Annotated in this window: 26 protein-coding genes; 17 read left to right on the top strand and 9 right to left on the bottom strand. The window is 61.8% G+C overall.

Annotated features, from left to right (window positions below; genetic code table 11):
- Positions 1-118 precede the first annotated feature (118 nt).
- A complete protein-coding gene (locus NKH78_RS10345) occupies positions 119-391 on the top strand; it encodes a hypothetical protein (RefSeq protein ID WP_352505415.1) in 273 nt (90 codons plus the stop codon).
- A 29-nt stretch (positions 392-420) separates the two neighbouring features.
- On the opposite strand, the gene NKH78_RS10340 is transcribed toward NKH78_RS10345, so the two are convergent.
- Together NKH78_RS10340 and NKH78_RS10335 are read right to left on the bottom strand one after the other, a co-directional pair.
- On the bottom strand, positions 421-1,017 hold the full coding sequence (locus tag NKH78_RS10340; RefSeq protein WP_352505414.1) for a response regulator: 597 nt from the start codon (positions 1,015-1,017) through the stop codon (positions 421-423).
- Position 1,018: 1 nt separating this feature from the next.
- Positions 1,019-1,216, bottom strand: a complete 198-nt coding sequence (locus NKH78_RS10335) for a hypothetical protein (RefSeq protein ID WP_352645256.1) — start codon at positions 1,214-1,216, stop codon at positions 1,019-1,021.
- A 166-nt stretch (positions 1,217-1,382) separates the two neighbouring features.
- Between NKH78_RS10335 and NKH78_RS10330 the strand changes: the two genes are divergently transcribed.
- The 7 genes from NKH78_RS10330 to NKH78_RS10300 all read left to right on the top strand — a co-directional run bounded on the left by NKH78_RS10330 (position 1,383) and on the right by NKH78_RS10300 (position 6,527).
- Entirely contained in the window at positions 1,383-4,487 is a 3,105-nt protein-coding gene (locus NKH78_RS10330; RefSeq protein ID WP_352701896.1) for a CheR family methyltransferase, read from the top strand.
- Entirely contained in the window at positions 4,484-4,843 is a 360-nt protein-coding gene (locus NKH78_RS10325) for a response regulator (protein WP_352645259.1), read from the top strand. The genes NKH78_RS10330 and NKH78_RS10325 overlap by 4 nt, the downstream gene beginning before the upstream one ends.
- A 151-nt stretch (positions 4,844-4,994) precedes the next feature.
- The gene (locus tag NKH78_RS10320) at positions 4,995-5,213 is read left to right on the top strand and encodes a hypothetical protein (protein WP_254818791.1); all 219 of its coding nucleotides are present in this window, start codon (positions 4,995-4,997) and stop codon (positions 5,211-5,213) included.
- 27 nt (positions 5,214-5,240) lie between these two features.
- Positions 5,241-5,678 (top strand): GFA family protein, encoded by a 438-nt coding sequence (locus NKH78_RS10315; RefSeq protein WP_352505410.1) that lies wholly within the window; start codon positions 5,241-5,243, stop codon positions 5,676-5,678.
- A 104-nt stretch (positions 5,679-5,782) separates the two neighbouring features.
- Entirely contained in the window at positions 5,783-5,983 is a 201-nt protein-coding gene (locus NKH78_RS10310; RefSeq protein ID WP_352701892.1) for a hypothetical protein, read from the top strand.
- A 136-nt stretch (positions 5,984-6,119) separates the two neighbouring features.
- On the top strand, positions 6,120-6,305 hold the full coding sequence (locus NKH78_RS10305; protein ID WP_352701890.1) for a hypothetical protein: 186 nt from the start codon (positions 6,120-6,122) through the stop codon (positions 6,303-6,305).
- A gap of 3 nt (positions 6,306-6,308) precedes the next feature.
- Entirely contained in the window at positions 6,309-6,527 is a 219-nt protein-coding gene (locus tag NKH78_RS10300; protein WP_352701888.1) for a hypothetical protein, read from the top strand.
- 41 nt (positions 6,528-6,568) lie between these two features.
- Here the strand turns inward: NKH78_RS10300 and NKH78_RS10295 are convergent, their stop codons facing one another.
- Complete coding sequence (locus NKH78_RS10295) at positions 6,569-6,835, bottom strand: hypothetical protein (protein ID WP_352701886.1); 267 nt, start codon at positions 6,833-6,835, stop codon at positions 6,569-6,571.
- Between the two features lie 443 nt (positions 6,836-7,278).
- On the opposite strand from NKH78_RS10295, the gene NKH78_RS10290 reads away from it, so the two are divergent.
- From NKH78_RS10290 to NKH78_RS10250, 9 genes are all read left to right on the top strand, one after another.
- Complete coding sequence (locus NKH78_RS10290; RefSeq protein ID WP_352737239.1) at positions 7,279-7,995, top strand: GntR family transcriptional regulator; 717 nt, start codon at positions 7,279-7,281, stop codon at positions 7,993-7,995.
- Positions 7,995-9,089 carry an LLM class flavin-dependent oxidoreductase gene (locus tag NKH78_RS10285; RefSeq protein WP_352737305.1) on the top strand — a complete coding sequence of 365 codons (1,095 nt, stop codon included), beginning with the start codon at positions 7,995-7,997 and terminating at the stop codon, positions 9,087-9,089. The genes NKH78_RS10290 and NKH78_RS10285 overlap by 1 nt, the downstream gene beginning before the upstream one ends.
- Positions 9,089-9,634, top strand: coding sequence for a flavin reductase family protein (locus NKH78_RS10280; RefSeq protein WP_352688599.1), 546 nt, complete (start codon positions 9,089-9,091; stop codon positions 9,632-9,634). The genes NKH78_RS10285 and NKH78_RS10280 overlap by 1 nt, the downstream gene beginning before the upstream one ends.
- 91 nt (positions 9,635-9,725) lie before the next feature.
- Complete coding sequence (gene dctP / locus NKH78_RS10275; RefSeq protein ID WP_352737238.1) at positions 9,726-10,703, top strand: TRAP transporter substrate-binding protein DctP; 978 nt, start codon at positions 9,726-9,728, stop codon at positions 10,701-10,703.
- Between the two features lie 74 nt (positions 10,704-10,777).
- A complete protein-coding gene (locus NKH78_RS10270; RefSeq protein ID WP_352688604.1) occupies positions 10,778-11,290 on the top strand; it encodes a TRAP transporter small permease in 513 nt (170 codons plus the stop codon).
- A 3-nt stretch (positions 11,291-11,293) separates the two neighbouring features.
- Complete coding sequence (locus NKH78_RS10265) at positions 11,294-12,604, top strand: TRAP transporter large permease (protein WP_254818782.1); 1,311 nt, start codon at positions 11,294-11,296, stop codon at positions 12,602-12,604.
- 241 nt (positions 12,605-12,845) lie between these two features.
- The gene (locus NKH78_RS10260; protein WP_352882805.1) at positions 12,846-13,343 is read left to right on the top strand and encodes an EthD domain-containing protein; all 498 of its coding nucleotides are present in this window, start codon (positions 12,846-12,848) and stop codon (positions 13,341-13,343) included.
- A 41-nt stretch (positions 13,344-13,384) separates the two neighbouring features.
- A complete protein-coding gene (locus NKH78_RS10255; protein ID WP_352505399.1) occupies positions 13,385-14,143 on the top strand; it encodes an HpcH/HpaI aldolase family protein in 759 nt (252 codons plus the stop codon).
- A 12-nt stretch (positions 14,144-14,155) separates the two neighbouring features.
- On the top strand, positions 14,156-15,112 hold the full coding sequence (locus NKH78_RS10250) for a C-terminal binding protein (protein ID WP_352505398.1): 957 nt from the start codon (positions 14,156-14,158) through the stop codon (positions 15,110-15,112).
- Between the two features lie 238 nt (positions 15,113-15,350).
- On the opposite strand, the gene NKH78_RS10245 is transcribed toward NKH78_RS10250, so the two are convergent.
- From NKH78_RS10245 to NKH78_RS10220, 6 genes are read right to left on the bottom strand one after another with little or no spacing between them, the layout of a single operon-like run.
- Positions 15,351-15,830 (bottom strand): MaoC/PaaZ C-terminal domain-containing protein, encoded by a 480-nt coding sequence (locus tag NKH78_RS10245; protein ID WP_352505397.1) that lies wholly within the window; start codon positions 15,828-15,830, stop codon positions 15,351-15,353.
- Position 15,831: 1 nt separating this feature from the next.
- Complete coding sequence (locus tag NKH78_RS10240; RefSeq protein ID WP_352505396.1) at positions 15,832-16,908, bottom strand: Gfo/Idh/MocA family protein; 1,077 nt, start codon at positions 16,906-16,908, stop codon at positions 15,832-15,834.
- Complete coding sequence (locus tag NKH78_RS10235) at positions 16,901-17,230, bottom strand: L-rhamnose mutarotase (RefSeq protein ID WP_352505395.1); 330 nt, start codon at positions 17,228-17,230, stop codon at positions 16,901-16,903. Before NKH78_RS10235 ends, NKH78_RS10240 begins: the two co-directional genes overlap by 8 nt.
- A 9-nt stretch (positions 17,231-17,239) precedes the next feature.
- Positions 17,240-18,352, bottom strand: coding sequence for a mandelate racemase/muconate lactonizing enzyme family protein (locus NKH78_RS10230; RefSeq protein WP_352737236.1), 1,113 nt, complete (start codon positions 18,350-18,352; stop codon positions 17,240-17,242).
- Between the two features lie 4 nt (positions 18,353-18,356).
- Complete coding sequence (locus tag NKH78_RS10225; protein ID WP_352737235.1) at positions 18,357-19,454, bottom strand: ABC transporter ATP-binding protein; 1,098 nt, start codon at positions 19,452-19,454, stop codon at positions 18,357-18,359.
- A 1-nt stretch (position 19,455) separates the two neighbouring features.
- On the bottom strand, positions 19,456-20,322 hold the full coding sequence (locus tag NKH78_RS10220; RefSeq protein WP_352737234.1) for a carbohydrate ABC transporter permease: 867 nt from the start codon (positions 20,320-20,322) through the stop codon (positions 19,456-19,458).
- Positions 20,323-20,324: the final 2 nt, after the last annotated feature.

Genomic DNA, 20,324 nt, shown 5'->3' with positions numbered 1-20,324 from the left:
TGGTGTTAGGAGCCATAATCGACCAACCGCGCGCATATGCTCGGCAGCAATGCATCTGCTGGTTGTACGAGGCAGACCGGGATCTCGCGGTGTGCGGTGGAATCGAAGGGAGATTGGAATGTCTGAATCGAAGACGACCACCGATCATGATGAAATCCGCCGTTGGGCTGAGGATCGCGATGGCCGGCCGGCGGTGGTGCGCACCAAGGGCGAGGGCGGCATACTGCGCATCGACTTCGGCGAGCCTGAAGAGACGTTCGAGCCTGTCGAATGGGACGAGTTCTTCAGGATATTCGACGAGAACGAACTGGCCTTCCTCTACCAGGAAGAGACCAGCGGCGGCAAAACCAGCCGCTTCAACAAATTCGTCGAACGCAACCGGAAAGGCTGACCTCGTCTGATTGCCGACAACTGCCGCGGTCAGTGCAGCAGGTTCGCTCCACGTGCCCTGACGATGTTTCGCATGATGCCGTTGAGCCAGTCCTCGGTGGAGGAGCCGGATGGTCTCCGGTCGATTTCGCCGATAGCCTGTTCGAGCGTCCGCTCGACCAGCCGGTCGGAGGCCTCGACATCTCCCAGCAGCAGGCGCGCCGCGAGCCTGAGCTTAGGCAGCAGCGAAAATACGTCGTCCGAGGGCTCCGACGCTCGACCTCCTGTCGATGCCGACGTCTCGGCTGGAAAGAGAGCGTCGAAAACAGCCTGGGCGTCCGAGGATTTTCGGAGGCTGCTGGCATACCGAAGCCGCTCGGGAATAACGATGTCTTCATCGCCGCTGAAAAACACGAACGGCACGCCACGGCGCATCAGTTCGTCGGCGATCGGAAATACCCGTCGTCCGTTGAGATTGATGTCCAGGATCGCGGCTTCGGCCTCGTCCGTATGTTTCGATGCCTGTTCCACCGTCGCTACCGGGCCAAGCACCACGGCGCCCATCTTGCTGAAATAACGTGCAAGATCCCCCGCCAGCATCCATTCGTCCTCGACGATCAGGATATGCAGGCCTTGCAGGTCGCGCACCTCATTGTTCCTTCTTTCTGCGGGATCTACGCTTGTCGGCGCGGACTTCTGCAAAGTGGCGCTCCAATACCTCTTGCAACCGTTCCGCGAGCGCGAGCAGGCGAGGCGGAATGTTTTCAGATACCGGGAACTTGGTCAGATCCGGCGAGGGCAACAGAATTCGCTTGGCCGGCTTTATTTCAGGTGATCGTTTTGCCATTGGAACCGCCTCCAAAGTCAAATGTTAATGCCCACCGGCGGTACTTTGTTCCGTTGGTGGACTATTTACTGGCCTCAGGCTCGGCCCGGTCTTAATCTGAGGCGCGATTTGGGTCTAAGGCCCGATTTGACGGCTTTGTGTTTGCGGCTGTTACCAGGGGCTTGGCGTGGCATCCCAGAATGGAAGATTTCCCATAGTCGGGGTCGGCGCATCGGCCGGCGGCATTCCCGCGATGGAGGGCCTGTTCAAAGGGCTGACCGGCGACACCGGCATGGCGTTCGTCGTCGTCACGCATCTCAGCCCGGAGCGGGAAAGCCTGCTGCACGAGGTCATCCGACGTTATACCGAAATGCCGGTCTTGGTGGCCGAGGAGGGGGCAGCGGTCCAACCCGACCAGGTCTATGTGATGCCGCAAAACGTTGTCCTCACCATCCGTAAGGGCGCGCTTTCGCTGCGCCGGCCGAACACGCTCAACCGCGAGCGCAAGCCGATCGATATCTTCTTCAGCGCATTGGCCGAGGACCAGGGCGAGTATGCCGTCGGCATTATTTTGTCGGGTGGCGATTCGGACGGCACGCTCGGCGCCAGGGCAATTAAGGAGCATGGCGGGCTGACCATTGCCCAGGCCTCCAACGGTTCCGGCCCCCGCAATCCAGATATGCCGCAGAGCGCGATTTCGAGCGGCCTGATCGACATAGCGGCGCCCGCCGAGCAGATCGGTGCAAAGCTTCAGGCGTTTGTCCGCGGTTTCGACGTGCTGAACGGCCTGACCGAAGCGGACGACGAACGCAAGGCCGAGATAGATCGAGCCCGCGATGAAATCTACGCCATTCTGCGCAGCCATTCCGGTCACGACTTTTCCGGCTACAAGGCCAAGACGTTCCTGCGTCGCGTAAAGCGGCGCATGCAGATAACGCAGCTACAGTCGATCAGCACCTACATAGAACGGCTGAAGAGGGATCCCGACGAGGTGGCGAAGCTGTTTCGCGACCTGCTCATCAATGTCACCAGCTTTTTTCGGGACGCCGAAGCGTTCAAATTGCTGGAGGACAAGATCATACCGCAGATTTTCGAGGGCAGGAACGCGTCCGATGCGGTGCGTGTCTGGGTGCCCGGCTGCGCCACCGGCGAGGAGGTGTTCTCGATCGGCATGCTGATGCGCGAGCGCATGGAGAAACTTCCCGCGCCGCCGCGCGTCCAGATATTCGCGACCGACATCGACGAGCCGGCGCTCGCGGTGGCGCGTGCGGCGCGTTATCCCGAAGCGCTGCTGCACGGGCTATCGCCACAGCGCAGGCAACGCTTTTTCCACAGCGACGGCGAGAGCTATGTGCTGGCCAAAGAGGTGCGCGAACTCTGCATTTTTTCCCCGCACAGCGTCATCCGCGATCCTCCGTTCTCGCGTATGGATATGATTTCGTGCCGCAACCTGTTGATCTATTTCGGCCCGCAGATCCAGAACCGGGTCGTCCCGATCTTCCACTATGCGCTGAGGCCGGGCGGTTATCTGTTCCTCGGCACCTCGGAAAGCGTCGGTCAGCACGGCGACCTGTTCGCCACGGTCGATAAAAAGCAGCGGATATTCCAGGCGCGGGAACATGCCACGCCGCGACCGCCGGTCCTGATCGGCAATGGCTTCACAGCTGCCCTGCCGGCGGGACGCCGTGGCTCAAAAAACGATGGCGCGAGCCATTCGCTGCGCCAGGCAATCGAGGCTCAGGTGCTGGAGCGGTTCGCCCCGCCTCACGTGCTGGTCAATGGCGATGGCGACGTCGTCTACTATTCGGGGCGGACGGGTAAATATCTGGAAGCGCCGCAAGGTGCCCCGAGCCGGCAGTTGCTGACCTTGGCCCGCCGCGGGCTGAGACTTGAGATGCGCGCCGCGTTGCGGGAAGCAGCAACGACGCGCCGCACGGTCGTGCGGGAGAACATAGCGGTCGAAGAAGACGACGGACAGCTTCAGTTCATTACACTGACAGTCGAGCCGTACACGGAACGCAGCAATGGCGAGCCCCTCTACCTCGTCCTGTTCAATCCGGTGGGGCAGGCCCAGATACGCTCCGATCCGGCCCGCGAAAGCCGCGGCACAGACGACGCGGCCGATCTCGAACGGGAGTTGCGCGACACGCGCGAGCGGCTGCAGTCGACCATCGAGGAGTACGAAACCGCGCTGGAGGAAGTAAAATCTTCGAACGAGGAACTCGTCTCCGTCAATGAAGAGGCACAGTCGACGAATGAGGAGCTTGAGGCCTCGAAGGAGGAAATGCAGTCGCTCAACGAAGAGCTCAACACCATCAATGCGGAACTGACCGGCAAGATAGAGGAACTCGATCGCGCCAACAGCGATCTCAGAAACTTGTTCGAAAGCACGGAAATCGCCACCATCTTCCTCGACCGCAACCTTGTGGTGCGAACCTTTACTCCTGCCGCGTCGTCGTTCTTCAACTTGCGTCCGTCAGATGTCGGCCGACCGCTGACCGATCTTTCGAGCCAACTCGACTACCCCGAGTTGAAGCGGCACATCCAGGCGGTGTTCGAGACGGGAGAGACCCTGAACCATCACCTTGCGCGCGACGACAAGGGCCGGTTCTACCTGGTCCGCATCAACCCTTACCGGGACAAAGGCGGCAGCATCCAAGGCGTGGTCGTGACACTGATCGACGTGACGACACTGGCGCAGGCGGAAGAGCGTCAGCAGGTGCTCATCTCGGAGCTGAACCATCGCGTCAAGAACATGCTGGCGGTTGTCGCCAGCATCACCAACCGGACGCGGGAATACTCGGCGTCAAAAGACGAGTTCGCTGAAGCTTTGATCGGCCGTCTGCATGCAATGTCACGAGCCTACAGTCTGCTCTCGCGCGAAAGCTGGACGGAAGCCTCCGTCGAGGAACTGCTGCGCCAGGAGCTTGGTCCCTTCGGGGCCGAACGGTTCGAGCTCGATGGCAAGCGGGTAAGCCTCAAGCCTGTACAGGGGCTTTCGTTCGGCATGGCAATCCATGAACTGGCGACCAATGCCGCTAAATATGGCGCACTGTCGAAGCCTGCCGGGCGGATAATTGTGAAATGGTCGGTGGTGGATGGAACCTTCAAGCTCGTCTGGCGCGAGAAGGGCGGCCCCCGCATCAAGGAGCCAACCGACAGCGGCTTCGGCCTTACCCTTCTGCGCGGAGAAATCGGCTACAGGCTGGGCGGAAAAATTGAAACAACTTTCCGCTCAAATGGTTTGGAGGCGGAAATTGCATTCCCTCTGACCCGCGAGGGCTCGTCGTGACCGGAAAGGTGCGTGTGCTGATCGTCGAGGATGAATGGCTGATCGCCGACGACGCGGCGGCTTACCTGCGCAAAGCCGGCCATCAGGTGGTTGGACCGGTTTCGTCGGTAACGGCAGCACTTCGGCTCGTTGGCGAAGGCGGCATCGACGCGGCGTTGTTGGATATCCAGTTGAACGACGAAACCAGCTATCCGATCGCGGAAGCGTTGCAAACGCGCGGTGTTCCGTTCGCCTTCCTCTCCGGGTACGGCGAACGCGAAATTCCAGCCGGGTTCCGCGCTTGCAGGATCGTGCAGAAGCCGGCGAGCCAAAGTGCGATTTTGAATGCCGTAGATGAACTCGCGCGCGCCGGCTGAATTCCTGTCGTTCCAGCGGGCCCGCCTTTTCAATCCAGCGGCTTGTCGGTGGGGCAGCGAGGTGCCAGCCTGCCGCCGCCGATTCCGGTCGAGGCCTTCCGGAACCATTTCCGCCATCGTTTGTTCGGCTCGAAGAAAGGAGCCGCGCGAAATGGAGCGACGTAACGCGTTAATTGCGATGGTGATTTCGGCCATCATCATCGTCGGCTTTCTCATAGGCTTTCTGTACGGCGATATGGGCTGGCAAACCTCGCCGCTCAAAAGAGCCCCTGAACAGAACCAGGGTGGCAATGCTCCGGCCGATACCTCGCCTGCCGCCGGCATCAAGAAGAACCCCAAGGAAAATACCGAAATGCCAGGCCAGCAATGAAGGCCGGTCCAGCAATGAAGTTAACCAATGCCACGAACTGAAACGGGCTCCTGTTTTTGCGGCGCCATAACGGCGGAGATGCGCGGCGAGCCTTTCTGGATTTGCTCCGATCACGATGACGACTGTCGCAAGGCGATAGGAAGCCCTCTGACGGTGTGGGTCGGTTATCGGCCTTCCGAATTCACGTTGCTCACCGGCACGCCGAGGACCTTTTCGAAAACCTCCGGCGTGCTCCGGTCCTTCTGCGCGGATTGCGGGACATCGATCGGCTATGTCGACCAAGGGTTGCCCGACGAACTCTATCTGGCAATCGGCTTTCTCGATCATCCCGAACGGTTTCCGCCACAGGCCCATGCATACTGGGACATGAGGTTGCCCTGGGTCGACTTTCCAGACGAGCTGCCGCGGGTGGGGACGTATTCGAGGCGGCGAGATCCGACCTTCGGAAATCCGGCGGAACGCTAGCCTGGGGTCCTTGCAAGTTGGAAGACGTGCCATCGGGGCTGCGTACGAAAACGACAGTTGGCGCGGGGCCGAAAACGCGCAATTATCGGCCGATGAGCCGCCGTTTGGATGACAAGCTCGATTGCAAGGCGTGCGGGACGATCCTGATGGATATTCCCGACGACCCGAAGGATTCGACGCCGATCTATTGCAGCAATTGCGGCGCCTATCTCGGCGAATGGGGCGAACTGCAGGAGGATTTCTATAAACAGGCTTTCGGTGCCCAGGCCTTCGATCTGAACCACGGAACCATCATCAAGAAATAACCCCGGATTGTGCAGGCGTCCCCTGGGCTCAAGCCGTGGTCCGGGACCCGGCTCGTAGCGACAAGCGCCGTTCGTATCGGACCCTCGGGAACCTTTCTCCCGACCCGCTTGTTTGGGTGGCGGAAGGAGAAACGCCATGAGCACAAAACCTCCCCCTGTTCCACCGGAGAATCTGAGCCCAAAAGGAGCCGGTGACAAAAAAACGGTAGCCGCCGACCAAGCACCGCACGGCCAATCGACCGTGCCGGATCCCGACAAGCAGGGCCAGCAAGGCAATACGAAGGTCAACACCACCCACCAAGGCAACGTCCAGGATCGCTAGGTCATGTCCACGTCGAAGAAGACTCCTGCCAGCATCCGCCAGGGTGGTCCTGGCGCGGCGCACGAAAACGCCAAGAAGCCGCTGAGCGTCGAAAAGCCGCCCGCCGATCCCGACCGGCGCAGCCACAGCAAGGTCTCCGGTGGCGGCGGCGAACGCGACAGCCACCATACCCACGACCCCGAAAAGAAGGGCGACACCCGGCCTGCGCATCAGGGCAAGTGAAATCTGGTGGCGACGCGAAGATCGGTGGCTCGAGCGAAATTTCAGCGGGGACGGCGCGCCGAGGCGAACGGCACGACATTGTCGACATTTGCCGTCGGCAAATCAAACAGCATCGGAAGCCCCCGCGTCGCGGCCATCTCCACGATCAGCTCTTCGATGGAGTGATTGGTCAGACGTGTCTCGACGCCCAGCCGGATCATCGCCGCCAGCTTGTGCACCGGCACCGGCACGGACTTCGCCCGGTCGTCGAGCAGCTTGCTGATTTCGATGACGACGTCTGCGTCGATATCCCTAGGCAAGTCTCGCATAAGCGCCTCCCCGCCAAACGAAACGAAAAGCCCGCCGCACCTTTCGATACGGCGGGCGATCCAGTAATGCGCACCGGCGAGGGGATCGGATGGGCGTGCCGGCGCGCGCAGATCGCAAGTATTTTTAGTTAAATCCGCCAGCCTCGATGTGTCACGCGAAAACGTCTGTACGTTTTTACCGAACCGCGCGGATCGCTGGCTCTCCTCGCGTCGCGCGGCGCAACCCACGGATGGCGTGACCCTCTGCCCTCCGGACAACGAACCTAAACAGTATACATTATAAACTTAAAACATCTTGCCAGGCGATCCAGCCTGTGCTCCACTTCGCATTGGAACGTGGTCTGCAGGTCGAATTCTATCGATATGTAGCTGCAATTCCAACGGATCACTGCGAGAACACCAGCCTCAAACGATATACGAAATCTTCGCATGGGAAGGCGTGGATGACGGAAACGATAGAGCTCAAACGGGTTGGCGATGGCAATCTGCGTGCCCAGGTCTATCAACAAATCCGTCTGACCATACAGCATGGCGAATTGGCGCCTGGCCAGAAGCTCGTCGATGTAGACATTGCCGCCCAGCTCGGTATTTCCAGAATGCCTGTCCGCGACGCCTTGATGCAGTTGGTGCATGAGGGCTATCTCGTCGGCACCACACGCGGCTTCACCCTGCCCACGCTTACCGCGACGGATGTCGCCGACATCTTCGAGGTCCGCCGCTTGCTCGAGCCGCGGGCCGCCGCACACGCTGCGCGGACACTCGACGCCGCTGGCCTCAAGACGCTTGCGGCCGCGCTTCGGGAGGCGGAGGCTGCGGCCGCCGCCGGCGATGCCGACCGCTTCTTCCAGGCCAATTCGGCATTCAGGAATTGTTGGCTCGGCGCTGTCGCGAACCAGCGCCTTTCACAAACCATTGCAAGGTTCGCCGACCATGTCCTCGTCGTTCGTTTAAGGACGCTGTCGCACCAGCCGACGCAGGCCGTCGTCGTGGCCGGCATGCGCGCAATCTATGAGGCATTCGTCAAGCGCGACGCCGTCGCCGCTTACGACCGCATGACCCACTTCATTCAGAACGCCGAGGAGCGTTTCACGAAGCTGAGCCCACCGTCTCAACATTCCACCGGTGAAGGTGAGAACATGTCGCAGCCGGGGAAATCATGATCAGGAAGCAGCACCCGCTGAAAGGGCCGAACAGGTTCAAGCTCGGCGTCTTTTCCATGAACGCCGATGGCGGCCTGGCAATGACCACCGTTCCCGAGCGCTGGCGTGCCCGCTGGGAAGACAACCTCAATTCCGCCTGCATCGCCGACCGCGCCGGCCTCGAGTTTCTGCTGCCGATCGCCCGCTGGCGCGGCTTCGGCGGTTTGACGCATGTGCGGGAATGGTCGTTTGAGACGTTCACCTGGGCGGCGGGTCTTGCTGTCGCCACGGAAAACATCGGCCTGTTCATGACGGTGCATGTGCCGCTGGTTCATCCGCTGCAGGCTGCCAAAGCGCTTGCGACGGTCGACCACATCTCCAACGGGCGTGCCGGCTTGAACATCGTCTGCGGCTGGAACCCGGACGAGTTCGCCATGTTCGGGCAGACGGTCGGCGAGCGGACCTACGATCAGGCCGAGGAATGGATCAACATCATCGTGCGTGCCTATCAATCGAGGGAGCCGTTCGACTTCAGCGGCGAGTTCTATGATCTGAAGAGTGTCGTTAGCCGGCCGCCAAGCTTGCAAGTGCCACGACCGGTGACCATGAACGCCGCCTTCGGCGCGCCGGGGCGCAACTACGCGGCGCGCCACTGTGACTATCTGTTTTCGACTTTTTCCGAAATTGCCGACGGCCGTGCGCATGTGGTCGACATTACCAACCGCGCGGCCGAAGTCGGGCGCGAAGTCGGCGTCTATACGGTCTGTCACGTCGTCTGCCGGGAGACCCAGCAGGAAGCCGAGGACTACTACCGGCACTACGCGCTGGAATGCGCGGACGAGGGTGCCGTCGACGAGCATATGCGCAAGAAGAAGGAATTCGCGAACTCGCATGACGCGAAGGCCTTCACCGAATATCGGCAGAGGTTCGCCGGCGGTGCCGGGACGTTCCCGCTCATAGGCACGCCGGAAAAGATCGTCGACGACCTCGCCGAGATCATGGAACAGGGTTATTCCGGCGCCGCCCTCACATTCGTCAACTACACCTACGAACTGCCCTTCTTCTGCGACCGCGTGCTGCCGCTGATGCGCCAGGCCGGGCTTCGAGTAAATTGATGCCGGCGGCCGCCATTCCGACGCTATGGGTGGATGGGCACAACGCCATCGATCCGCGCGCGTTCAAGCAGGCTATGCGGGCCGTGGCGGGCTCCGTCGCCATCCTCGCGTCGGAGCATGACGAGATCGGCTTTTGCGGCATCACGGCGACCGCTCTCTGCTCGTTCAGTGCCGAGCCGCCTTCGCTGCTTGCCTGTGTCAACCGCGGCAGCACCTTTGCCTCGGCCATTCGCGAAGGTTTGCCTTTTTCGGTCAATCTTCCCGCCGGCGACCAGGAGAACGTTGTGCGTGCCTTTGGCGGCATGACCAAAGCCAAGGGCGCCGCGCGGTTCTCGTCCGGATCATGGGTGCGCGGCGAAACCGGCGCGCCCTTGCTTGTCGGCGCGCGGGCAATGTTCGAGTGCGTGGTGGCCGAAATCATCGTGCGGGCGTCGCACATGATTGTCATCGGCATCGTCTCGGGCGTTGCGCTGGATCGCGCTCACCGATCGCCGGTCTTCTACGCGCATGGGCGGTTCCTGACAGTAGGAGATGATGTCAACTAACCGCCGTTCGTGTGGCGGCGAAGCGTGCAATTTCAGATCGGCCCGATGATTGGGCCTCCGGCTAAGTGAATCTATCAGAGGGAATACGGCAATGCGCATTTGGAAATCCCTTGTTCTGGCTGCACTCATGTCGGGTGTGGCGGGTATCGCCATGGCCGAAGAGGTCGTCCTCAACGCCGTGCATTTTACGCCGACGCAGAACGGCTACGCCCAGAGCTTCCTGAAGTTCGTTCAGAAGGTGAACGAAAAGGGCAAGGGCGTGGTCCAGATCAACGTGCGTGGCGGGCCGGAGGTCATTCCACCGATCCAGCAGGGTGCGGCGCTCAGGAGCGGCCTGATCGATGTGATCGACACACCGGCAGGGCAGTTCCTCGAACTCGTGCCCGAAGGCGAGGTTTTCTCCGCATCGACGAAGACGCCGTGGGAGATTCGCGAAAATGGCGGCTGGGACTTCATCAGCGCAATTTTCGAGAAGAAGGCCAATGCCCATCTGCTGGCGCATGTCGACGCGGGCTCGGGCTTCAACGTCTTCACCGTCGACGAACCCAAGCTCAACGATGAAGGCAGCATCGACTGGGGCAGCCTGAAGATCCGCTCATCGCCGCTCTATCGCGATTTCCTCGAATCCCTGGGCGCGACAGTGATCGTGCAAGCGCCGGGGGATGTCTATACCTCGCTCGAGCGCGGCGTCGTCAATGCCAACGCCTATACCGTATTTGGCTATGCATCCTTCGGCTGGGACAAATTCACCAAATACCGTGTCGATCCGCAATTCTTCAAAACCGACGTGCTGATCTCGATCAACAAGGCCAGATGGGACACGCTGTCGCCCGAGGCGCAGAAGCTGCTGGCCGACACGGCCGTCGAATACGAGCGCGCGAGCTATGACGCCAACCTTGCCGAGTCCGAAAAACAGGCACAGGCGATGATCGACGGCGGGCAGAAGGTTGTCAGCTTGACCGGCGCCGGCCGCGACAAATTCCTGGCGGCTGCCACGCAGGCGAGCTGGGCGAGAATGGCCAAACGCGATCCCACCAACATCGATCAGTTGAAGAAATTCTTTCAGTAGCCGAGCCGAGGGTGCCTTGTGCGCCCTCCATCAAAGCTGGGCCAAGGGCAAAGGGGACATGAGGGTCGTCGGGCATGGACAGATTGTTTGCAGCGATTGGGAAGCTGAGCCTTGCGTTGGCGGCGGCGGCAAAATTGGTGCTTGGCCTCATCATTGTCGCGGTGGTTGCTGATGTGTGCGTCCGCAATCTGGGCCTGAGGCCGCTTGCCTGGGCAGTATCCGCGACGGAATACGGCTTGCTTTACGCGGCATTTCTGCCGATGCCCTGGCTGGTCCACAGCAAGGGCCATGTCTTCGTCGAGTTCCTGCGCAAGGCGCTGCCGGTGCGGGCACGGGCGGTGCTTGAAAAGCTGGTCTATCTCGCCTGCATTGCCGTCAGCCTCTACCTCGGCAGCGTCGCTCTGTCGTCCCTGACCAGTGCCGTGGCGGGCGGCGAATATGAAACGCGCAGCTTCGACATGCCGAAATGGCTGGTCTTTCTGCCCATCATGCTCGCCTTCTACCTCTCGGCGCTGGAATGGCTCAGATATCTGCTCGGCCGTGACACGCTGTACACGCTGGATCCTCTGGAAATGGAAGGGCTCTGACCGGTGGCCTGGCTGTTTCCATTCGCCGTGCTCGTTGGCACCATCCTGGTGTTGATGGGGCTGGGGCTGCCGGTTGCCTTCGCGTTCTTCGTCACCAATGTGATCGGGCTGTACCTGTTCTTCGGCGGTTCGATCGGCGTGACGCAGATGGTCGCCAACTTCTCCGACGCTGTCTCGACCTACGCGCTTGCCCCGCTGCCGATGTTTCTTGTCATGGGCAGCCTGTTCTTCCGCTCCGGCCTCGGCGAGAAAGTCATCTACGCGCTCGACCTGTGCATCGGCAATCTGCGCGGACGCCTCGCCTATGTCGTCCTCGCCGCCGGCACGATCTTTTCCGCGCTGTCGGGTTCGAGCCTCGCCAATACCGGCATGATGGGCTCGCTGATGGTGCCCGAGATGCTGAAGCGGGGTTACAAGCCGCATATGGCCTACGGCCCGGTGCTTGGCGCCGGAAGCCTTGCCGTCATCATCCCGCCATCCTCGCTGGCTGTCTTGCTCGGCTCGCTTGCCCAGATCGACGTCGGCGCGCTGCTCATAGCGGGGGCTCTGCCCGGGCTGCTGCTCGTTGTCATGTACGCAGCGCTGATCTTCGCCCAGACGAAGATCGACCCGGACGCCGCTCCGCACTATCCGGTGCCCGCCGTTCCCGCGGCCGAGAAGGTGAGGGCGGTCGCCGTCAACATCATTCCGATGAGCGTCATCGTGTTCATGGTGGTCGGCACGATCATCCTTGGGATAGCGACGCCGACGGAATCGGCGGGACTCGGCTGTGCCGCCGTTTTCGCCTTGTTGTTTGTCTACCGACGGTTCAGCTGGTCGGTTGTCTGGAAGTCGCTGGACGACGCGATGAAGGTCACCGGCATGACCTTCCTGATCATCTCGGCTTCGACGACGTTCTCGCAGATATTCGCCTTCTCCGGCGCCTCCAACGGCTTTATCCAGTTCATCGTCGGCTACGATCTTGGACCGTATCCCATGCTGCTCATGATGGTGCTCGTCATCCTGCTGCTCGGCATGTTCATGGATCAGGTCTCGATGATGCTGATCACGCTGCCGATCTTCCTGCCGATCGCCCAGCAATTCGGCTACGAGCCCGTATGGTTCGGGCTGATCCTGCTGCTCGCCTACGAGGTCGGCTTCACCACGCCGCCGTTTGGTCTGCTGCTGTTCATCATGATCGGTGTCGCGCCGAAAGGCACATCGCTCAAAACGGTTGCCATGTCAGCTGCGCCTTACATCGCGCTGACGCTTCTGCTGATCCTGCTGATTGTCCTCTTTCCGCAGATCGCTCTCTTTCTTCCGAATTTGATCTAGCCGAACTCGATCCAGAGGGTCTCCACATGCGCTTTGCCTATCTTGCCTTCTTCCATGACGACCGCGAGGCAAATTTGGCCATCGCCGGTGAAGACGTTGACGCTGTGCGGCGCGTGATTGCGTCGACCCCGGGCCTTGCGCTTGCCAACATCTACCTGCCCGAAGTGGCGACGGACATGTTCAACAACGATGGTCCACCGCCGGTCTTTGGCTTCCAGCTCTATTCGACGACTTGGCGGACATGGAGGCGGCGCTGGCGCCGTCCGGCCATCTGCAGGCACTTGCCGCACCTGGCATGCTGTCGAGCATCGCCGGTTCGAGGCCGACGCAACAGGCAATGTGCGTACGTCCGTTTCCCGTCGATGACGCTGGCGTCAAGACGTCCGGGCTGCCCTGCAGCTATCTTGTCCACTATCCCGGGCCGGCCGAAGACATGAATGTCTGGCTCCACCACTATGTGACGCATCATCCGCAATTGATGCGGGGCTTACCCGGCATTCGCCACGTCGAGGTTCTGTCGCGACTGGATTGGTGCGGTTCGCTGCCCTGGCCGCGGATCGACCATATGCAGCGCAATCGTGTCATGTTCGACAGTCCCGCTGCATTGACGCACGCGCTGCAATCGCCGGCGCGGCTGGAGATGCGTGCCGACTACAAGACTTTTCCGCCGTTTTCAGGCGGCAGCCGGCATTTTCCGATGTCGACGGAAGCCGTGCATCCTTCGTCAAGGGCCACATAGGCAAACAGGTTTTGCCGACGCCGAAAATTTCTGGAGATTTCATGTACGACTTTCGCAAGAAATGTATCTCTCTCGATCGCCTCATCGGCACCTTCTGCGCCATCCCGCACCCTGTGGCGGTCGAAGTGGCGGCCGCGAGCGGGGTCGATTTCCTGTGCATCGACTGGGAGCATTCGCAGATCGGCCGCGAACGGCTCGAGGATCTGATCCGCGCCGCCGATGTCCACAAGGTTCCCGCGATGGTGCGCGTTCCCGGCCACGCGCCGGAGTGGATCGCGGCCGCGCTCGACGCCGGCGCGTCGGGCGTCCTGGTGCCGCGTGTCTCCACGGCCGAGCAAGCCCGCATGGCGGTCATGGCCTGCCGTTACCCGCCGGTCGGCGCACGCGGTGTCGGCCCAGGCCGCGCCGCCGGTTATGGCTACAGCATTCCGGACTACCTCAAATCGGCCAACGAGGTCCTGGCGGTCGCCATCCAGGTCGAGACGGCGGAAGGCCTCGCCAACATCGACGACATCGTCCAGGTCGACGGCGTCGACGTGGTCTTCATTGGCCCCGGCGACCTGTCGGTCTCGATCGACGCCATGGGGCCGTCCGGCCAGGACAAGCTCAATGCCGCGATTATGAGGATCGCGGCCGCGGCGCGCACGGCCCGCAAGGCCGTCGGCATCTTTCGCCCTTCGGCGGATGATGTCGGCAAATGGTCGCGGCACGGCATCAGCTTCCACGTGCTGGCCAGCGACACGATGTTTCTCGGCGCCGGCCTTGCCGCCGGTGTCGCGTCGGCGCGCAGTGCCTCATAGCAAGAGTTTGGCATGAAGATCATCAAGACCGACGGCGTGTTGTCAGTCGAGGAAGAGCAGTTGCGCTACCTCGACGGCTTGGGCGCCGAGTTTGTCGAAAAGACGCTGCTCACGGAAGACGCCCTGATCGAACACTGCCGCGACGCCGACGCATTGATGGTATTGCGCGAGCCGATCACGGCTCGCGTTTTGGCGGAACTGAAGAGGCTCAAGGTCATCGGACGGTTCGGCGTAGGGCTCGACTCGATCGACGTAGAGGCCGCCAGCCGTGCCGGTGTTCAGGTAACCTACGTGCCGGACGCCAATCTGGTGGAAGTCAGCACCCACGCCATGGCCCTGATCCTGGCCTTGACGCGCAGGCTGAAGCAGTTCGACAGCGCGGTGCGCGCCGGCCGCTGGGCTGCAATGACCGATGGCGCCGGCATCACACGGCCCGACAGGCAGATCATCGGCCTGATCGGCTTCGGCCAGATCGGGCGCCTGACTGCCGAACGGGCGCGGGTCTTCGGCTACCACATCATCGCCTACGACCCGTACATGCCGGCCGAGCGCATCACGGCCGGTGGTGCTGAACCGGTCGGCTTCGACGAGTTGCTTGCCAGCGCCGACGTCGTCTCGCTGCACGTTCCCGCGACACCGGAGACCAGAAACATCATGTCGGCGCAAGCCCTGTCGCGGATGAAGGAAGGGGCGATACTCATCAACGTGTCCCGCGGCGGCCTCGTCGACGAGGTCGCCTTGGCGGATCTGATCCGGCGTCGCCATCTGGCTGGCGCCGGCATCGACACTTTCGAGCGGGAGCCGCCTTCGCCCGACAATCCGCTGCTGGCGCTGGACACCGTCCTGGTCAGTCCACACGCGGCGCACTACTCGACCCAGTCCTACGCAGAGGTTCGCAACAAGGTGTTTGCCGATGTCGCGTCGGTCCTGCGCGGCGGCAAGCCGGTATATCCGGTCAACCGGATATGACCATTCCCGATGTGGACACCATCCGCTGCCTGTCGATTCCACCTTAACGGTCCGGGGCAGGCGCCCCTTGAGCGCGACCTCGGCAAGCGGATAAAGACGGGAACGGGTGAAGAGTGAATTCGCATTTTTTGCCGACAGCGCCACATTTTGTTCTTGCTTTGTGCCGGCAGCTATGCTATTAATTTGTGCATGGTGCTGATTCGCACCGAGGACCCGCCGCAAGGCGGGTTTTTTGCCTTTAGGTTTCAGCGCCATCCGTCGAGGCTCTGCTCGGCTTGTCGCGACGCTCGACGATGTAGATGTGGTCGGCGACCAACACCACGTCGCCATGCTGGTTGATCACCTCGCAGCGCTCGACGACCCGGCCTGAATCGGGTCGCTTCGGGTCGTCTTCCCTGGCCGAGATGGTGGTGCGGGTCCGGATCGTATCGCCGATGAACACCGGCTTGATGAAGCGCAGCCTGTCGTAGCCATAGGAGAAGGCAACCGGATTGACGACGCTTGCCGTCAGCCCGACGCCGACCGAAAAGACCAGCGTGCCGTGGGCGATGCGCTGGCCAAACGGCGTCGTCTTCATGAACTCGGCGTCCATGTGGTGGGGAAAGAAATCGCCGGTATGGCCGGCATGGACGACGAAATCGGTCTCGGTGATGGTGCGCCCGCTGGTCATGCGCGACGACCCGATCTGGTAGTCCTCGAAGTAGATCGTCTGCTCCATGTCAGGGCCTCGCCGCTATCGGTGTTGCCGGCGCCGCGCTCGATTGATAGGCGGCTTCGACCAGCGCCATGGTGCTCCAGCCGTCCTCGACGGAACTGACAAGCTCGGCGTCCTCGCCCGACGCGTAGCGCTGGACATTGGCCATGCGGCCGGCAAAGGCGTCCGGAAACCATGAGCCGACGAGTGGAACCGCAATCCAGTCCCTGCCGCCTTTGGGGTAGATTTCGAGAATGTCCGGCTCGCCGCGCGGATAGTCGAGGTTGACGCCTAATTTGAGGTAAGCGGCGCCCTCGGTGCCGCAGATGCGGAATTCGCAGGCCTGGTGTTTTCGGCCGAATTTGTGATCGTGGTTGATCGACAGTGCACAGCGCACGGTGTCGCCATAGTCGAGGATCGCGCTGGTGCGCGTTTGCGCAACCTTATGGCCGGGGTGGCCGAGTGTCTTGGCGTGAACCCCCTTGGGATCGCCGAGCAATTGCCGGATCAGGTCGAGATAATGGATCGAATGCATGGCGATCTCGACGCGCGGCGCCTGCAACAGGAATTCCCAGAGCTGCCAGGGTGTCGCCAGCGCCAGCCATGCGTCGAAATCGACCACTTCGCCCAGCCAGCCCTTGGCGATCGCATCCTTCAGCGCCAGCATCATCGGCGCAAAACGGAGTTGGAAATTCACAGCGGCCCTGAGGTTTTTGGAGCGGCAGATTTCGAGGATCTCGGTCGCCTCGGTGAGGTCGCTGCCCATCGGCTTCTGGATCAGCGCCACCGCACCATCGGGCAGCGCCCTGAGCACGCCGGCGTGATTAGCCGGCGGTGTCGCCAGGTCGAAGACGGCGTCCTTGATTGACGCAGCTTCCTCGAGCGACCGGTAAGCGGTGACGCCCCATTTCTGCGCCAGTTTTTCCGCCTTGGCCAGGTCGGGGTCGAAAAGCCCGACAACCGGGAAACCGGCTTTCCCATAGGCCGGGAAATGCGCATCGCCGACGATCGAGCCGGCGCCGAAAATCACGATCGGCCTGGGCTTTGACGGTTGTGCCCAGGCCTGGGAAAGCGAGGCAGGATCGAAAATGTCATCAGTCATAATGGAAGACTTCGTCCATCGACGCCCACCACTCGCCCTCCTTGCGGGTCGGCAGTGGCTCCTGGCATGGCATGCACAGCGCCCACCATTCCTGCGTCGTGGGATCAGCAGCCATCTTCGCCATGTCGGAGGCATAGTCGGTGCCGTGGTACTCGAAGGTGCTGAACAAAAGGTGCTCCGGCTCCCTCAGATAGATCGAATAATTCTTGATGTTGCAGGCGGAAATCATCTTGAGGACGTCCGGCCAGACGGCAGCGTGAAGCCGCACATACTCGGCGACTTTCTCCGGCTTGAGACCGAGCACCATTCCCATTCGCTGCATGTCCGCCTCCTATTTCACTATCGCCATGGTGAATTCCGCGATGCTCTTCGACTTGATCGCATCCCAGTCCCAGTCGATGCCGATGCCGGGCTCGTCCGGCGCCAGCGCGTGCCCGTCCTCGATACGCATTTTCTTGCCGGTCAGCTCGTCGAGCTGGGGAATATACTCGACATATCTGCCGTTCTGAACGGCGCATGTCAGGCTGACATGCAGTTCCATCAGGAAATGCGGGCAGACCGGTATGTCGAACGCCTCGGCTGCATGCGCCACCTTCAGCCACGGCGTGATGCCGCCGATGCGACCGACATCGACCTGCACGATCGAACACGCGCCGTTTTGCATATATTCGCGGAAATGCCGGATCGAATAGAGCGACTCGCCGATGGCGATCGGCGTCGATGTGGCACTCGACAGCCGCACATGGCCGTCAATGTCGTCGGCCGGCAGCGGTTCCTCGATCCAGGCGAGGTCGAGTTCACGCAAGCGCTCGGCCCGGCGGATCGCCTCGTCGACTGAAAAGCCCTGGTTGCAGTCGGTCATGATCTCGTAGGAGTCTCCAACCGCCCGGCGCACCGCCGTCAGCCGGGCAAGATCCTGGGAACCGTGCGGCTTGCCGATCTTGACCTTCGAGCCGCGAAACCCCTGGGCCTTGGCGGCCAGCGCATCCTCGACCAGCGCCTCGGTTTCGATATGCAGCCAGCCGCCTTCGGTGGTGTAGAGCGGGCAGCGGTCCTTGGCGCCGCCGGCAAGCTTCCACAGCGGCAGGTTCTGCTTCCTCGCCCGCAGATCCCAAAGCGCAGTGTCGATGGCCGCCAGCGCGATTGCCGTGATCGCGCCGATCGTCGTGGCATGGGTGGCGAACTCCAGCTCGCGCCAGATCGCCTCGATCATGTCGGCGTCGCGGCCGATCAGCCGCGGTGCAAGGTGGTCGGCCAGGAGCCGCATCACCGACGAGCCGCCGGTGCCGATCGTGTAGCTGTAGCCGGTGCCGACCGCGCCGTCGGCGTCGGTGATGGTGACGATCGGTGTTTCCTGGCTGACAAAACTCTGGATGGCATCGGTGCGCTTGACCTTCGGCACCAAGTCGACCATGCGCAGTTCGACTTTCTCGATCTTTGCCATGATTTTAACCTCGCAATGTCTTGCCCGTTTCGGCAGAAAACAGATGGGCCTGCGACAGGTCCAGGCTCATCTTGACCCGGTCTCCGGCCTTGAGCGGCTTTGGATTGAGCATCCGCGATACCCAGTCGCTGCCGTTGAATTCGGCAAACACTAGCGTCTCGTTGCCAAGCGGTTCGGTGACGGTCACCGGCAGTTCCACCTGGTGGACGTCGACATCTTCGCCGGAGCTGATGCCGTGTCCCGTCGGATAGATGTCGTCGGGCCTGAGGCCGAATACGACCTTGTCGCCGGTTCCGACATTTGCCTTGAACTGGCTGGGCAGAGGCAGTCTCTCTCCGCTGGCGAACAGCAGCTGTCCGTCGTCGACGTCAGCCTCGTGCAAATTCATCGGCGGCGAGCCGATGAAGCCGGCGACGAAGCGTGTCTGCGGCCGGCGGAAGACCTCGTCGGGTGTGCCGACCTGCTCGATGAACCCGTCACGCATGATGACGATGCGGTCGGCCAATGTCATCGCTTCGACCTGGTCGTGGGTGACGTAGATCACCGTCGACCGGACCTTGGCATGCAGTTTCTTGATCTCGGTGCGCATCTGCGTCCGAAGCTTGGCATCGAGATTGGAAAGCGGCTCGTCGAACAGGAAGACGTCGGGATCGCGCACGATGGCGCGACCCATGGCGACGCGCTGCCGCTGTCCGCCCGACAGCTGCGACGGCCGGCGGTCGAGCAACTGGTCGAGGCCGAGAATGCCGGACGCTTCGGCTACGCGACGGTCCATTTCTTCCTTCGCGGCGCCGGCTATCTTCAGCGAGAAGCCGAGGTTTTCGCGCACCGTCATATGCGGATAGAGCGCGTAGGACTGGAACACCATCGAGATGTTGCGCGAGCGCGGCGGCAGGTCGTTGACCATGCGGCCGCCGATCTCGATGATCCCGTCGCTGATCGCCTCGAGGCCGGCGATCATACGCAGGGTTGTCGACTTGCCGCAGCCGGACGGCCCGACCAGCGCGATGAACTCGCGGTCGGCGACCTCGAGGTCGATGCCGTGCACGACCGCCACCGGACCATAGCTCTTGGTGAGTTTCTTGAGCGATACAGTTGCCATGTCAGCCTTTCACCGCGCCGGAAGTGAGGCCGCCGACGAGATGTTTCTGGACGATGAAGGTAAGCGTGAGCGCCGGTATGATCATAACCACGGCCAGCGCGCACATGCCGCGCCAGTCGATGGTGAATTCGGCCGTATAGTCGAGCAGGCCGACCGGCAGGGTCTTGGAGTTGATCGAGCGCGTCAGCTGCGAGGCGAGCGCGAACTCGTTCCAGGAGGTGAGGAAGGCAAAGATGCCGGCCGAGGCGATGCCCGGCCCGGCCAACGGAAACTCGACCTGCCAGAAGGCCTGCCAGCGCGTGCAGCCGTCGATCTGCGCCGCCTCGGCGAGGTCTTTCGGCACCTGGCGGAAAAAGCCGTCGATCAGCCAAACGGTGAAGGGCACGTTGAGCGCGACATAGACCAGGATCAGCCCGAAATGCGTGTCGATGATGCCGAGCCGCGCAAAGACGAAGAACAGCGGCAGCGACAGCGCAATGCCAGGCACCGTGCGCGTCAGCATCAGGCCAAGGAACATCGCCGATTTGGCGCGAAAGCGGTAGCGCGCAAAGGCATAGCCGCCGGCCATGCCGATAACGATGGCGATCACCGTCGAGGTCACCGAGATGATCAGCGAATTGCGGAAGTAGTCGAGCACCGGAATGCCGCCCTGGCCGACGCCGCTGAACATGGCTGTGTAGGCATCGAGCGAGAGTTGCTGCGGGATCCACACCGGCGGCTTGGCCATGATCTCGACGGTCGGCCGCAGCGACGACAGCACGATCCAGATGCCGGGCAGGCAGATGACCAGCATGGCCAGGAACAGTCCGATGCCGTGAACGATGCCGAGCGCTTTGTTGCCGACGCGATGCAGGCTGTTCTGGTCCATCC

Source organism: Mesorhizobium sp. M0910, from assembly GCF_040319465.1.
GTDB lineage: Bacteria > Pseudomonadota > Alphaproteobacteria > Rhizobiales > Rhizobiaceae > Mesorhizobium.
The sequence above is the reverse complement of the archived record's forward strand: the minus strand, read 5'-3'. Positions and strand labels throughout refer to the sequence as shown.